At 36.8% G+C, this 15,539-nt stretch carries 10 protein-coding genes; 8 read left to right on the top strand and 2 right to left on the bottom strand.

The window, feature by feature from the left end; translation table 11 throughout:
• Positions 1-92 precede the first annotated feature (92 nt).
• Together guaC and OR571_RS22590 are read left to right on the top strand one after the other, a co-directional pair.
• Positions 93-1,076: a GMP reductase gene (gene guaC, locus OR571_RS22595; protein WP_282246228.1), complete on the top strand. Its 984-nt coding sequence runs from the start codon at positions 93-95 to the stop codon at positions 1,074-1,076.
• 126 nt (positions 1,077-1,202) lie between these two features.
• Positions 1,203-1,631: a VOC family protein gene (locus OR571_RS22590; RefSeq protein WP_282246226.1), complete on the top strand. Its 429-nt coding sequence runs from the start codon at positions 1,203-1,205 to the stop codon at positions 1,629-1,631.
• Positions 1,632-2,010: 379 nt separating this feature from the next.
• Here OR571_RS22590 and OR571_RS22585 read toward each other — a convergent pair whose 3' ends face one another.
• The gene (locus OR571_RS22585) at positions 2,011-3,354 is read right to left on the bottom strand and encodes an FAD-binding oxidoreductase (protein ID WP_282246344.1); all 1,344 of its coding nucleotides are present in this window, start codon (positions 3,352-3,354) and stop codon (positions 2,011-2,013) included.
• A gap of 133 nt (positions 3,355-3,487) precedes the next feature.
• Here OR571_RS22585 and OR571_RS22580 point away from each other — a divergent pair, with 133 nt between their 5' ends.
• Complete coding sequence (locus OR571_RS22580; RefSeq protein ID WP_282246223.1) at positions 3,488-4,645, top strand: aminotransferase class I/II-fold pyridoxal phosphate-dependent enzyme; 1,158 nt, start codon at positions 3,488-3,490, stop codon at positions 4,643-4,645.
• A 162-nt stretch (positions 4,646-4,807) separates the two neighbouring features.
• Positions 4,808-6,163 (top strand): glucose-6-phosphate isomerase, encoded by a 1,356-nt coding sequence (locus tag OR571_RS22575; protein WP_282246221.1) that lies wholly within the window; start codon positions 4,808-4,810, stop codon positions 6,161-6,163.
• A gap of 292 nt (positions 6,164-6,455) precedes the next feature.
• On the opposite strand, the gene secA is transcribed toward OR571_RS22575, so the two are convergent.
• Positions 6,456-8,816 carry a preprotein translocase subunit SecA gene (gene secA, locus OR571_RS22570; protein ID WP_282246219.1) on the bottom strand — a complete coding sequence of 787 codons (2,361 nt, stop codon included), beginning with the start codon at positions 8,814-8,816 and terminating at the stop codon, positions 6,456-6,458.
• Positions 8,817-9,124: 308 nt separating this feature from the next.
• On the opposite strand from secA, the gene OR571_RS22565 reads away from it, so the two are divergent.
• The 4 genes from OR571_RS22565 to OR571_RS22550 all read left to right on the top strand — a co-directional run bounded on the left by OR571_RS22565 (position 9,125) and on the right by OR571_RS22550 (position 15,498).
• Complete coding sequence (locus OR571_RS22565; RefSeq protein WP_282246217.1) at positions 9,125-11,407, top strand: ligand-binding sensor domain-containing protein; 2,283 nt, start codon at positions 9,125-9,127, stop codon at positions 11,405-11,407.
• Between the two features lie 32 nt (positions 11,408-11,439).
• Positions 11,440-13,692: a phosphodiester glycosidase family protein gene (locus tag OR571_RS22560; protein ID WP_282246215.1), complete on the top strand. Its 2,253-nt coding sequence runs from the start codon at positions 11,440-11,442 to the stop codon at positions 13,690-13,692.
• Positions 13,693-13,815: 123 nt separating this feature from the next.
• A complete protein-coding gene (locus OR571_RS22555) occupies positions 13,816-14,226 on the top strand; it encodes a hypothetical protein (protein WP_282246213.1) in 411 nt (136 codons plus the stop codon).
• 207 nt (positions 14,227-14,433) lie between these two features.
• A complete protein-coding gene (locus OR571_RS22550) occupies positions 14,434-15,498 on the top strand; it encodes a glycosyltransferase family 4 protein (protein WP_142539482.1) in 1,065 nt (354 codons plus the stop codon).
• The last annotated feature ends 41 nt before the right edge of the window (positions 15,499-15,539 follow it).

Genomic DNA, 15,539 nt, shown 5'->3' with positions numbered 1-15,539 from the left:
ATTGACATATGCTCGAAAATGCTGTAAATTACCCAATGGACGAACAATTTTGTTTTTCCCAAAAACAATATTCGTGTTTTGGAGTGGATAATATGGAAAACGTATTCGATTATGAAGATATTCAATTAATTCCGGCAAAATGTATCGTAAATAGCCGTTCAGAATGTGATACAACTGTAACATTAGGTGGGCATACTTTTAAACTGCCTGTAGTACCTGCCAATATGCAAACAATTATCGACGAGAAAATTGCAAATTACTTAGCTGAAAATGGTTACTTCTATATAATGCATCGCTTTGAACCAGAAAAGCGTATCGCATTTACAAAGGATATGCAGTCACGTGGATTAATCGCATCAATTAGTGTTGGTGTTAAAGAGGAAGAGTATGGGTTTGTTGAGCAATTAGCGGCCGAGAAACTTACACCGGAGTTCATTACAATTGATATTGCACATGGTCATTCTAATGCAGTAATCGCAATGATTCAACATATTAAAAAGCATTTGCCAGAAAGCTTTGTTATTGCTGGAAATGTTGGAACTCCAGAAGCGGTAAGAGAATTAGAAAACGCTGGAGCTGACGCTACAAAAGTAGGGATTGGGCCAGGTAAAGTATGTATCACGAAGATTAAAACAGGATTTGGAACTGGCGGGTGGCAATTAGCTGCTCTACGTTGGTGTGCAAAAGCTGCAAGTAAGCCGATTATCGCTGATGGTGGAATTCGTACACACGGTGATATCGCTAAATCTGTTCGCTTTGGTGCATCGATGGTAATGATCGGTTCATTATTTGCTGGACACGAAGAATCTCCAGGAAATACAATTGAAAAAGACGGAAAACAATTTAAAGAATATTTCGGTTCCGCTTCTGAATTTCAAAAAGGGGAAAAGAAAAACGTAGAAGGTAAAAAAATGTACGTAGAGCATAAAGGAGCGTTACAAGACACGCTTACTGAAATGGAACAAGATCTTCAATCTTCTATTTCTTATGCTGGCGGAACTAAATTAGAAGCAATTCGTAATGTAGATTATGTTATAGTGAAAAACTCCATTTTCAACGGAGATAAAGTATATTAAGTAGGGGAGCGAGATTATTTTTCTCGCTCTTTTTTATTTGGGGAAGTATTTTTATTAATGGAATGTTACAATAATATAGTCATCCATGAGGGATGAATATAAGGATAAAAAAGAGGAGTGTATCAAATGGCTATAGACGTTTATCTTAATTTTAATGGAAATTGTCGCGAGGCTGCGGAGTTTTATGCAGAAGTTTTTAAAACAGAAAAACCACAAATTATGACTTTCGGTGAGGCACCTCAACATCCAGATTACCAGTTACCAGAGGAAGCAAAAGATTTAGTCATGCATACTCGTTTAAATATTAATGGAAGCAATGTCATGTTTTCTGATACATTTCCAGGCTCTCCTTTTATCTTAGGAAACAATATTAGCTTAGCGTTTGTTAGTAAAAATGAAGAAGAAATCCGCTCTGCTTTTGACGCACTTAAAGCTAATGGAACCGTAACAATGGAGTTACAAGAAACATTTTGGAGTAAATGCTACGGAGCGCTAAAGGACAAGTTCGGCATCGAATGGCAATTTAGCCACGAAGGCGAAGAATTAAAACAATAATCAAGCGAAATTAAAAAGGCTGTTCAACAAAAAATGTTGGACAGCCTTTAATGTTGCGTGAATCGGGTTAAACGTTGCGCAACTGCTCACCAATGTTGCGAGAATCAGGTCTAACGTTGCGAGAAAGCCTCCGAACATTGCGAGAATCCAATACGTCGCGAGTATGAGTTGAAATGTTGCGCAACCGCTCCCGAATGTTGCGAGAGCCGGGTCAAACGTTGCGAGAAAGCCTCCGAACGGTGCGAGAACCCAATACGTTGCGAGTATGAGTCAAAACGTTGCGCAACCGCTCCCGAATGTTGCGAGAGCCAGGTCAAACGTTGCGAGAAAGCTCCCTAACATTGCGAGAATCTAAAACTCTACGCAAACAAATGCCAGATTAATAAAATATCTTCCCAGGATTTAATATTCCCTTCGGATCCATCAATGTTTTCATGGATTTCATTAATTCAACCGCATTTCCGTGCTCAGTAACTTGGTATTTCCTTTTACCTAATCCAACACCGTGTTCACCTGTACAAGTGCCGCCGAGGCTAATAGCTTTGGTTGCGATTTGTTCATTTGTATATTCTGCTTTTTCTACTTCCGCTGGATCATTCGGATCGTACATGACCATTGTATGGAAATTACCGTCACCTACGTGACCGAATACACCACCAATAAGTCTGCTTTGTTCTAACAGCTCACGACCAAAGACAACCATTTCTGCTAGTTTCGAAATAGGCACACATGAATCCGAACCGGTCGATACTTTTCCTTTTATATGTTTAAATGCATAAGCCATTTCGTGTCGTGCTTTCCATAAATCTGCTCGTTCATTTGAAGAGTTTGCACGTTTCCAATTACTACAACCTAATTCTTTCATAAGCTCTTCTACAATGGTAGCTTCTTCTTCTACAATGTTCGGTGCACCGGCAAATTCAAAAAACAGAGAGTGTTCTTCTGGGAATGAATAATTTCCGTATTCATTGACTTGTTTAATGCTTTCCGCATCCACAAGTTCCATGCGCAGTACTTGAATGCCGCTTGCTAGTACAGCTTGTGCTGCTTCTGCGCATTCTCCAGGAGTTTGAAATGTACATCTAGCTGCAATTACTTTCTCAGGGATGCCGTGCAATTTGACTGTAATTTTGGTAATGACACCAAGTGTTCCTTCCGATCCAGTGATTAGTCCATTCAAATGGTAGCCAGAAGAAGATTTTTTTGCTTTAGTCCCAGTATGTATAACGGTACCATTTGCAAGTACGACTTCTAAATCCAGTACTTGGTCACGCATTGAGCCGTAGCGTACTGCAGTTGTCCCGCTCGCATTTGTTGCCACCATTCCACCGATAGATGCATCTGCACCAGGATCAATCGGGAAGAAGAGGCCATGTCTATTAACATATTCATTTAATTGAAGTCGAGTAATTCCGGGTTCTACCGTGATCATTAAATCTTCTGGTGAAAATTCAATTATTTTATTCATACGGTCGAAGTTTAAGGAAATTCCTTTATTGATAGGGATGGCTTGACCTTCTAGACCAGATCCTGCTCCGTAAGGGGTTACAGGTATAACATGTTCATTTGCGAGTTGAATCACTTTCACTACATCTTCTACATTTTCAGGAAAGACAACGAAATCTGGCTCTACAAAAGGATGAGAAGATTCGTCACGGCTATGACGATATAGCTCTGATTCACTTCTACTTATTTTTTCTTCTCCTAGCTGTTCCAAAAACATTTCCAATTGATAATTTTCCACTACTATTCTCCTAACTTAGTTATAATTTGAAATATTGCAATTATAAATGATTCAACTATACAGTATACTTAGATAAAAACAAAGCTTTTTTATTTGAAAGGAAGATAAAACAATGAGTTTACGATTAAATCCACGCGCAGAAAGTTTGAAAACGCCAGGAACTAGACAATTTTCAAATCAACTAATTCATTATCCAAATGCGATTAATTTAACAATTGGTCAGCCTGATTTCCCCACACCCAATTCAGTAAAGGAAGCGGGAGTGCGTGCAATCGAGCAAAATCTTACTGGCTACTCCCATAATGCAGGATTAATCGAACTCCGAGAAGCAGTTAATAGTTTTTTCTCCAATAAATATGGATTTGCTTATGATCCACAAAATGAAATTGTCATTACAAACGGTGCCAGTGAAGCAATCGACGCAGTTTTTCGAACAATTTTAGAAGAAGGAGACGAAGTCATTTTACCAGCACCCAATTATTCCGGTTATGTGCCCGTTATTGAATTATGCGGTGCTAAGGTTGTCTACTTAGATACGACAGAAACCAATTTTCAGCCTTCTGCAGAAAAGCTAGAAGCACTCATTACAGAAAAAACGAAAGCTGTATTTTTTAATAATCCATCTAACCCAACAGGTGTCGTTCTAACGAAAGAAACGATGGATGAGTTGGTTGCAGTAATAGCAAATAAAGATGTGTACGTATTAACAGATGAAATTTATAGCGAAAACTCTTTTTCTGGTAAGCATTTATCATTTGCTTCTTATAAAGAAATAAGAGAAAAATTGTTTTATATTCATGGTTTGTCCAAGTCTCATTCTATGACAGGATGGCGTATAGGATTTTTAATGGGGCCAGCTGAAGTAATGCAACATGTCGTAAAGGTTCATGCGTTTAATACAATATGTGCTTCGCTTCCAGCACAGTATGCTGCTATTGAAGCATTAACGAATGCTAGTCATACACCGGAAGAAATGAATGTGGAATATATTAAGAGAAGGGACTTTGTATATGGTCGACTAATCGAAATAGGATTACCTGTTGAAAAACCTAATGGGGCTTTTTATATTTTCCCTTCAATCGAAACGTATGGTATGAACTCATTTGATTTTGCTACAAAACTATTGCAAGAAGGCGGGCTTGCAGTCGTTCCGGGAAGCGCATTTACATCTTATGGAGAGGGGTATATTCGAATCTCCTATGCGTATTCCATGGATGTACTGGTCGAAGGATTGAATCGGTTAGAGAAATTTATACAGACACTAGCTTAGTTTAATGACTGTTTGGTGGAGTAGGTTTCGAGGTCTGAATGATTACTCTTACTCATATTAACCTAACAAAAGTACCTAACTATTCCTTGAAGAGGAAAAGCCTACTGAAATATGCTAATATAGGAGGATAAATGAATACAAAGCTCGCAGGAGGAAATCCAATTGACTGTTACAAAACAAGCCTTCTCATTAAACTTTTCCTTATTATCGAAGTTTATTAATGAAGATGAAAAGAATAAATATACAAATATAATTAGTCTAATACATGAAGAAATGCATGCATCCACAAGTAAAGACCGTGATGCATTAGGGTGGATAGAACTAGCTACAAAACAAAATAAAGAAGAGATAGAGCAAATACTTGCTGTTGCAAATGAAATAAGAAGCCAATCTGCTGTCCTCATCGTTATTGGAATTGGTGGTTCCTATTTGGGTGCCAAAGCTGTTCAAGATGCGTTAACTCCTTATTTTTCGAAGAAATCAGGGGAAACAGAAGTAATTTACGCAGGGCAGAATATGAGTGGGGCTTATATTAATCAATTGCTTCAATATGTAGATGACCGAGAAGTGTATGTAAATGTTATTTCCAAATCAGGAACGACGCTTGAACCTGCAATTTCATTCCGTGTGATTAAGTCCTATATGGAAAAACGCTATGGCGAGGAAATGAAAAATAGAATTATCTTAACAACTGATCCCGAGAATGGCTTATTAAGAAAGCTTGCTTCGGATGCGGGATATAGAAATTTTGAAGTTCCAGCAGATGTAGGTGGACGCTTTTCCGTTTTAACTCCAGTCGGATTATTTCCGCTAGCTGTCGGTGGCATTGATATTCAAGCGTTATTAGACGGTGCGAAGCAAGCAACAAATGATTTAATGTTTTCCAATTACAAAGAAAACGAAGCCTATGAATATGCCTTATCTAGATATTTGCTCGAGAAAAAAGGATATATTATTGAAATAATGGCTTCTTTTGAGCCTTCTTTACGTAATGTATTTGAATGGTGGAAGCAATTATTTGGAGAAAGTGAAGGGAAAGATGAAAAAGGAATTTTCCCTGTATCTGTTACATATACAACGGATTTACATTCTATAGGTCAGTATATTCAAGCAGGAAAACGTCAAATCTTTGAAACGATTTTACATGTGCGCAATCAACAAGAGGATTGTACGATTCAGTCTGTAGAGAATAACTTCGATCAATTAAATTTCTTGGAGGATAAAACATTCCATGATATTAACACCATCGCGAAAAATAGTTCGATTTTGGCGCATTATGATGGCGGAGTGCCTGTTATCCAAGTGGAGATTGATAAACTGGACGAATATCACTTAGGTTATTTACTATATTTCTTTGAAAAAGCATGTGCGATGAGTGCTTATTTATCGGGAGTAAATCCATTCGACCAACCAGGTGTAGAGTCGTATAAAAATAATATTTTTGCTCTACTGAACAAGCCAGGGTATGAGACATTGAAGGATGAATTAGAAGAAAGATTGAGCGAGATCTTTGATTGATCAAATTAAAAAGTCAGTGCAACGGGGAATTCCTCGTTGCACTGACTTTTTTTATGTAGAAAATATGTAGATTGAGAAGAAAAAACAGTCATTTTTCATAGATTTCGGATTTAGTTGAAAAAATGAGCGTATTAGTTGGAATTTTTCATGATTTAGTTGTAAAAAAGCGCAATTTAGTTGTAAAATCCAATATTAGGAAATCTTCATTGCTAGTTAATCTCTCAAATAAAAGGAGTGTTGGAAGTGACCAAGCCACTTCCAACACTCCATTAAACTTTTGAGCAAGCTCAAACTATTGTTCCTCTTTAACCCCATTAACTTGCAAATTATATCGAATCACGTCTCTAAAGAATGTATGAAGCATTCCTTGGAATAGGTGAAGTGCATCAAATGAGTAGAGACGATACGGATCTTCTTGTCCGTATCCGCGGATACTGATGCCTTCTCTTAAATGATGCAGATTGTCTAAATGACCAATCCACAGGCGATCTAGAGTCTCTGTGTAGTACGATTGAATATTTCTCCAATCTTCGCTATCACTACTTGTCATATTGACAATCTCGAAAGCTTTCTCATAAACAGCCTCTAGCGCATTCTTCAATTGGCCTTTATTTTCCGAATCTAAGGAAGTAAATGAATCACTCTCAAACGATGTTAGCATCGAAATGATTTTAATTTCATCCATTATTTCATTTAAAATACTAGATTCATGTACATCGTTTTCTGCAAGCTCATCGATTAAATTATTTAAGCGTTCATGCATCGCATCTATGATAAGCATTTGCATATTTTCTACTTTTAACGCTTTTTCTCGGTAATTATACATAACGCGTTGTTGATCATTATTTATATCATCTAATTTCAATAAATGAGAGCGACTGGAGAAATGCATACCTTCGATAACATTTTGGACGTTGTAGACAAATTTTATTGGATTAGATGAAATAACTAAGCCAGACCCATCTGTTTTCAACTTGTTTTTGTATTTAGCGAATTCTTCTTCATCGTAATAGTTGAAGAGCTCGTCCTCTAACGAAATGATAAATTGGGAGCTTCCTGGATCTCCTTGACGACCACCACGACCTCGAAGCTGCATGTCGATTCGAGCACTACTATGAAGCTCCGTACCGATAATATGAAGACCGCCAAGTTCTGCAACGCCTTCACCTAAATTGATATCGGTTCCTCGCCCAGCCATATTCGTAGCGAGCATGATTTTATTCATTTGCCCCGCTTGGGAGATTAATTCTGCTTCATCTTCCACTGTTTTTGCATTCAGTATTGAATGCTCGATTGAACGCTCTTTTAAATAGGAAGAAAGTTTTTCAGATTGTTCGATAGAAGTCGTTCCGATTAAAACGGGACGTCCCGTCTCATGGTACTTTTGAGTTTCTTCCACAATTTTTTTCATCTTATCTTCATACTTTAAATAGACAAGCGTCTCCATATCAATACGTTTGTTTGGTTTGTTTGTCGGTATTTCCGTTACACGTAAGTTGTATGTTTCCCAAAACTCATCACGAGAAGGGACGGCACTACCTGTCATTCCAGACACATGCTTGTACAGTCTGAAATAATGTTGAATCATAATAGAAGCCTGTGTATTATTTTCTTCTTTAATAGATACTTTTTCTTTCGCTTCAATCGCTTGATGAAGCCCGTCGCTAAATGTACGGCCTTCCATAATACGTCCAGTATATGGATCTACAATCATAACCTTGTCGTCTTTTACGATATAGTCCACATCTTTACGCATAACAACTTTTGCGCGAAGCGTTTGCATTGCAATATGCATAAACTCACGATGTTCTCGGTCGTATACATTGTCAATGCCAAATGCTTCTTCTAGTCGATCAGCACCATTGTCCAATAAGACGATTTGTTTTGTCTCTGGGTAATAATTGTAATCCTCTTCATCTTTGAATGAGCTGATAACTAGCTGCATTATTGGGAATAGATTCAAGCTTGCATTAGACTTTCCTGCAATGATCAAAGGAGTTCTCGCTTCATCGATCAATATACTATCTACTTCATCGATTAACGCATAAAACAGTGGTCTTTGGACAAGCTGATCTTCGCTTTGCACCATATGGTCTCTTAAATAATCGAAACCAAATTCCGTGCCCGTACCATAAGTAATGTCACAGTTATAGGCAGCTTGTTTTTCGTCACTTTCTATTCCAGAAATATTTAATCCTACTGTTAAGCCTAAAAACTCGAATAATGGTTTCATTTCTTCAAAATCTCGGCTTGCCAAGTATTCATTTGCTGTAATAATATGCGTTCCTTTACCGTGTAATGCCATTACATATGCAGGTAGTGTTGCAACTAATGTTTTACCTTCTCCGGTTTGCATTTGAGCAATTTGAGATTGCGTTAATACTGCACCGCCCATTAACTGTGTATCATAATGTCGTTTTCCTAACACACGTTTTGAAGCTTCGCGAACGACCGCAAAAGCTTCCAACATAATTTCTTCTGGAGTTGCTCCATTATTTAATTGATCACGAAAACTAGTTGTATATGATTGAAGCTCTAAATCTGTTTTATTTGTAAATGAATCTTCCAAAGCATTAATCTTAGATACTATTTTTTTGAGTTGCTTTAACTCTATGACTTCACCAGAAATCATTTTCTTAATAGAATGTAACATGTTCATTCTCCCTACTTTTAAATTCCATTGCCTATTATATCATGAAACAAAGTTGCAAGCATTTTCAAACTGTACTTAATTCGACAGGGACAAATCATACCTAAATTTGGAGGAAACTCAGCCTTTCATAAGTTGCTCAGTTAGTTGTTGTCGGATGGATATCACACTCTTATGAACACTTTCTCACTTAATTTGGATACTAATTCGACAAGGAAATTTAGATATAATATTTCAATTATATTACAACTATAAGTTTTAAATGTTACCAATGATGTTAATGTTAAACTATACATGAAAGGGGTTTTAATATGAAGAAAATTTATATTCCAGTGATGGCTGCTATGTTAGCTACACCCTTAAATAGTGTGGCAAATGCAGAAGAATTACCCAAAACAGAAACAACTGTAGAAGAGGTAAAAGTAGAGCCTGTAGGGACTGGGGAAGAAGTAATTGAAGTCGAAGGTAGTGCAGAAGAATGGTTAGAGGATGCAATTGAACAAGAGCCAGAGGAAGAAGTTATTCAGGAAGGTTATGAAAACTTAGGGCCGATGATTTTCAAATCATCTGCTATTTCATCTAAAATTGCTGCAAATGACAAAGGCGAATATTTCATTTATTACATCATGCATGGAGCTCCAGCTGCGTTAGTTGTGGTAGATTATCAAACTAAGGAAACGATACATACATTTACGTTAGAAGATTCAAAAAGCGCTTGGGGACTTGACGTAGATGAAAATGGAAAGCTTTGGGTTGGTGGATCTGTTTCAAGTGTGCTTTATAGCTATGACCCAAATACGGAAGTGTTTGAAAACCACGGAGCAATTTTTTCGAATAAGAGTGATACATCTATCCAAGATTTAATCGTCTCTGGCAATAAAGTATATGCTGGTTCAGCATACGGTGGCTCTCTTGTAGCATTTGACACAGAAACGAAACAAATTGAAGAGTACGGCCAAATTCGTAAAAGAAAAGATTTTGTGAAAGCAATTGTTGCTGATGAAGAACGAGATGAAATTTACGTATCGATTGGTTCTAATATGGATTTATTGGTGAAAAAGCCTGGTACAAAAAATTTCACATCCTTTTTACCAGCAAAATATATGTCTGAAAAATATGCGCAAGATTTAGTATTAACGGACGATTATGTCGTTGCAAGATTATACCCATCTAATGTGGCGGTAGTTTTCGATAGAAAAACATTGAAAATCGTAGACGAGTTTGAACTAAATTCTAAAACTGTCTCTACACTATCACCAGATGGCAAATCGTTATACTATACAAAAGCACAACAACTGATCCGTTATGACTTCCATACAAAAGCGCATACGGAGCTTGGATTATATTTACCAAAAGGGACAGAAGCAATTAATTTGGACTTTATCGTAAAAGGTGAGAAAAAAGCTGAAGATAAGCAGGTAGACTTTGAGGCACTATTTGAACAAGCGTTCCGTGAAAAAGCTTTAAAAGAAAGCCAATCACAAGGAAATTCCACAGGGGAAGCACCAACAACTGAGGATACAGTTATCGAAGAACCGATCGTAGAAGAACCAACAGAATTTCTACTATCCGGAATGGTTGATAATCTAGGCCAATTATTCGAATACAATCCACAAACGGGAGAAATTCAATACCATCAATTTGAATTACCGGAACAACCAGTAGAGCTTTATACACTAGCTTCAAGCGAAGATGGGAAGAAAATATTTGCGAATGGATATATGTCCGGTGGTCTTGGTGTGTATGACGTTGCAACTGGAAACAAAGAATTGTACCGAAATATTAGTCAAATAGAGTCTATGTATCATATAAACAATAAACTCTATATCGGTGCGTATCCACTTGCTAGATTACTTGTGTATGATCGCGCACTTCCATGGGATAATGGAAATCCAAAAGAAGTTATTCGTATGAACGAATATGGACAAGAAAGATCGACTGCAGTAACTCCTTACAATAACGGAAAAGAAATTGTATTAGGAACATTACCAGATGCTAGTGTAGGCGGCGGAGCTCTTGCCTTCTACAATACAGAAAACGAAAAGATGGAGATATACGAAAACTATATTTACAACCAAAGTATTGTTTCACTAGTTAGTAGAGGAACACAAGTTTTTGGTGGAACATCGATCCATGCGAACCAGCAAGTAAACCCAAGGGGAGCTAGATTATTCTACTTTAATAGAAGTAACCCGGAAGACAAAAAATATATTCATCTACCATTTGATTCAAGTATGATTACTAGTTTAATAATAGATAAAGATAATAATGTTTGGGGAATGGCCGATGGAACGCTATTTGTCTATAAAGATGAGTGGACAGATGTTCGTTCAGTTGAATTACTAGAGTTAATCTCCGGAAGATTCCGTAATGCACAAATCGTAGAAGGGCCAGATGGCTATATTTACGGAAGTGTGGAAGGAAAACTATTTAGAGTAACAAAAGATACGCTAAAAGTAGAGTGGTTGAAAGATAAAGGGGTTTATGGACTCGTAAAAGATGTCAATGGAAACCTTTATTATTATGATGGAAGTAATTTATGGAAATATACAATTGAACAAAATAGAGAGCAACAACAAAAAGAGCAAAAGTAATTGCTCAAGGAAATGAAGGAGAATTTATCTAAATGAAACAAAAATTGCTATACTTTTTTATCGTTTTTGCAATTGTCACGGGCGCTCTATTCCAACCAAATCAAGCACAAGCAGCAACGAAAGTTTATTGGGATGGCATATTAATGGTTCCTGGTCAAATTGGGAAAATTAAAGTAATCAAACCAATCAACTTATGGAAGCGTACAGATGCAGGTTTAGTATACGAACGAGTACTAAAACCAGGTGAACAATACCGTGTATATCGCTATGATAATTTATACGGCGGTCAATATGGTCTTGGTGGAGGCATGTACATTACGAAAATGGCAGGGTACGTCGAGTATAAGACACCTTCCAAAGCAAAACTAAAAGAATTAGCAAATGCAGAAGGAACAACTGCACCTAGTGGAAATAATTCTTCTCAGTTATTTCCTACTGAAGCTACACCTGCTTTAACTGGTGGTAAAGTTTTGAGTCAGAAAGTTACACAGCTTGCTCCTGGTATTCGTAAAAAATACTTTGATATCGATGGCGCAATTGGGGCTCAAAATGTATTTGTAATCGAATATGATGGTAAAACTTCTAATGTCGGATTAAAAACAGAGCTTGCAAAAGATCAATTAGTTGGATTAGAAACAACATCTTCTCAAGCAAATAGCGTGGAACAAAATGATTCATATCATGTAGTTGCTGGGGTAAATGCAGATTACTTCGATAAACAAGGACAACCTATCGATTTAATGATGATGGACGGATCTATTGTTTCTACATCACAAACGCCACTTAATGAATTGGCAGTATTAGGTGTAAAAGCCAATGGTAAAGCTATTATTGGGGCACCTCAAGTAGCAATGAATATTACCGTAAATGGGCAAGAGTCTTATGCAATTGATTCTGTCAATCGTAAACGATCAGCAAACCATTTGGTAATCTATACAAGAGATTTCAATGCAACAACAGGAACGAATGAACTCGGTACAGAGGTTCGAGTGAAAATAGATTCAGGAAAACTTAACGGCTCCGAAACACTAGTCGGAACAGTTTTAGAAAATGTTACGGGTGTTGGAAACGCGAAGTTAAACAAGGGAGAAATTGTTTTATCTGGACATAACTTTGCAAGTGAGTTTCTAAAAAAAGTTCAAGTAGGAGATCAAATTGCGATTTCGACAAAATTTACTCCTGCTGAATGGAACAATGTAAGAGAATCAGTAAGCGGACGTTATCATTTAGTGAAAAATGGTACATTACAAACGATTAAAGTGGCTGGTGTTGCACCTAGAACAGCAGTAGGTATTAAAAAAGATGGTAGTATCTTTACAACAGTAATTGATGGAAGATCAACGGATAGTAAAGGACTAACATTGCAAAATACAGCTAAACTAATGAAAGATTTAGGGGCAGTGTACGCAATGACATTTGATGGTGGAGGTTCTTCTACAGTAGTTACAAGAGAACTAGGCGATAGCAAAGTAACTGTTCAAAATAAGCCTTCCGATGGACATGAGCGTTCCGTATCCAATTCTTTATTATTCATTAGTCAATATAAAACAGGTGCACTTGCAACAATCATACCAAAGTCAACTGTATTAGAAGTATTTGAAGGGGAAACTTATACGGATTTGTCTGTTCCAGTAAAAGGAATCGATCAGCATATGAATCCGGTAGCTATATCTGGAAATGGTAAAGTGACTTCTTCTATTTTAACAAATACAAATGGCAAGCAAGTAGTCAATGCGAAACCAGGCACGTATGCTGGTGTCGTAACTTATGATGGGAAAACAGCGAATATCCAGCTAAAAGTATCAAATGGTTCTCCTACTATATTAGAATCATTTAATAAAGGTATCTTAAACTATGAGGCTACTAGTGATCGAGCAAAATCTGTAGCCGTTCAATCTGTTACGAATGACCGTGATGGTTCAAAAGCTATTAAACTAGTTTATGATTTCACAGGCACAACAGGTACTTCAGGGGCATATGTAAGTGCTAAAACGAAGTTAACGATTAGTACTCCTGCTAAGAAAATCGGTATGTGGGTAAAAGGTGATGGCAAAGGAAACTGGCTCAGAACACAAGTCATCGATGCATCTGGCAAATCAGTTCAACTAGATTTAGATAAGAATGTGAACTGGACAGATTGGAGATTCGTTACTGCGGAAGTTCCAGCAGGCCTAACATATCCACTTAAAATGGACTTACCAGTACGCTATATGCAAACAGAGGATGCAAACAAATCGAATGGTGAAATAATCATCGATGATATCCAAGCAATTTATAAAGATTAAGCTAACACACTAGTGCGACAAAAAACCTACTGAAGAAGGGAAAAAAGTATTAGAAGTTGCGAACCTTTTTGATGTGTGATAACGTAATCAGTATGGATTTTTGCTAACTGTGGAGGGAAGTACATGTATTCGGAAGAAAAAAATAATGAGAATGCTTCACCTAATTCATCAATGGAAGAAAATGCGCCAAAAGTAATAGGTTTTTATAAACGCCAAGCATGGGCTGTAAAAGTATTCGATAAAATTGATCAAGATCATATCGTTGAAGATGGTGAACATGTAGTACTAGCTTCTTCTGTTATCCAATCAAGAAATGATTTGTTTTTCCCGGCTTTTATTCGCATCAATACGAAAGAGAACGGAAAAGTTGCAGGAGCATACTTGATTATAGAAGAAGACGATAGTTTTCAGCTATTACCATTAGAAAGAGCGTTAGAAGAATTACAAATGAACGACTTGGTTCCATTTAAATACCGTACGCTTGAAAAAATCGAGGGCGATGAGTATCAAACTAATTGGCCAGAGTTTTCATAAGTAGTTAATAAGCTACGCATCAAAAGACTGATTTTTGCCTATAATAAGGCGAAAAGTCAGTCTTTTTTTTCTTTATAATATACTTGGTTACAAATCTATTTTTATAGTATAATGAGTAATCGAAGAAACTTTCATGCTGCTAATTCGTCTACTGTGAAGAGAAACTTAATAGTCAATGAAAATATAAAAAAAACAAGGATGATATTTTTGGACATAAAATTACTTCTTGCTTTTATCATTTCTATGGTAACGGCAATAGCTGTTACGCCACTTGTTATAAAACTTGCTCATAAGATCGGAGCTGTAGATAAACCGAATAAACGAAAAGTGCATCAGAATGTGATGCCACGGCTTGGTGGTCTTGCAATTTTTATTGCTGTGACAGTTGGTTACTTTGTTGCTGGGTTATATGAAGCTAAAATTACCGGAATAATGGTTGGTGCATTGATCATCATTGTTTTGGGAATCATAGATGACAAATATGAAATATCCGCGAAAATTAAGCTTTTAGGTCAGATTTTAGCTGCATGTGCAGTAATGGGAAGCGGCTTAACAGTGGAAGTATTAAATATTCCTTTCATCGGAGTATTTGATCTTGGGATATTCTCATACGTAGTAACATTGTTTTGGATTTTAGCAATTACAAATGCGATTAACTTAATTGATGGACTGGACGGATTATCCGCTGGTATATCATCTATCGTATTTGCAAGTATTGCATTTTTAGCATTTTCTGCAGACAAAATGTTAATACTGACTCTATCGTTAATATTACTTGGGAGTACGCTTGGATTTCTATTTCATAATTTTTACCCTGCGAAAATTTTCATGGGTGACACAGGATCCATGTTCTTAGGTTATTCGATCGCTATTTTATCATTATTAGGTTTGTTTAAAAGTGTTACGCTATTTAGCTTTGTCGTACCGGTTATGATATTAGGTGTACCGATATTCGATACATCGTTTGCGATTATACGCAGAGTTGTCAATAGGAAACCAATATCCGTTGCCGATAAATCTCATTTACATCACCGCTTGTTAGCATTAGGATTATCGCATCGAGATACTGTGTTAGTTATATATGGATTTGGTTTAATATTTAGTATTGCAGCAATTACATTTGAAACACTTACGTTAAGATGGGCTATTTTCATCCTAGTTTTCATATTAATCGCATTTGAAATTGTTGCAGAAAAAATAGGTCTCGTAAATGATGACTATCGACCAATATTATCCGTATTTCGTAAAGTTGTTGGGTATAAGCGCAATTAGCGCTTTACATATTAAAATTCATTGATAGGTTGGTGTAAACG

It is taken from the genome of Psychrobacillus sp. NEAU-3TGS (genome assembly GCF_029955155.1).
In the GTDB taxonomy this organism is placed as follows: domain Bacteria; phylum Bacillota; class Bacilli; order Bacillales_A; family Planococcaceae; genus Psychrobacillus.
The sequence above is the reverse complement of the archived record's forward strand: the minus strand, read 5'-3'. Positions and strand labels throughout refer to the sequence as shown.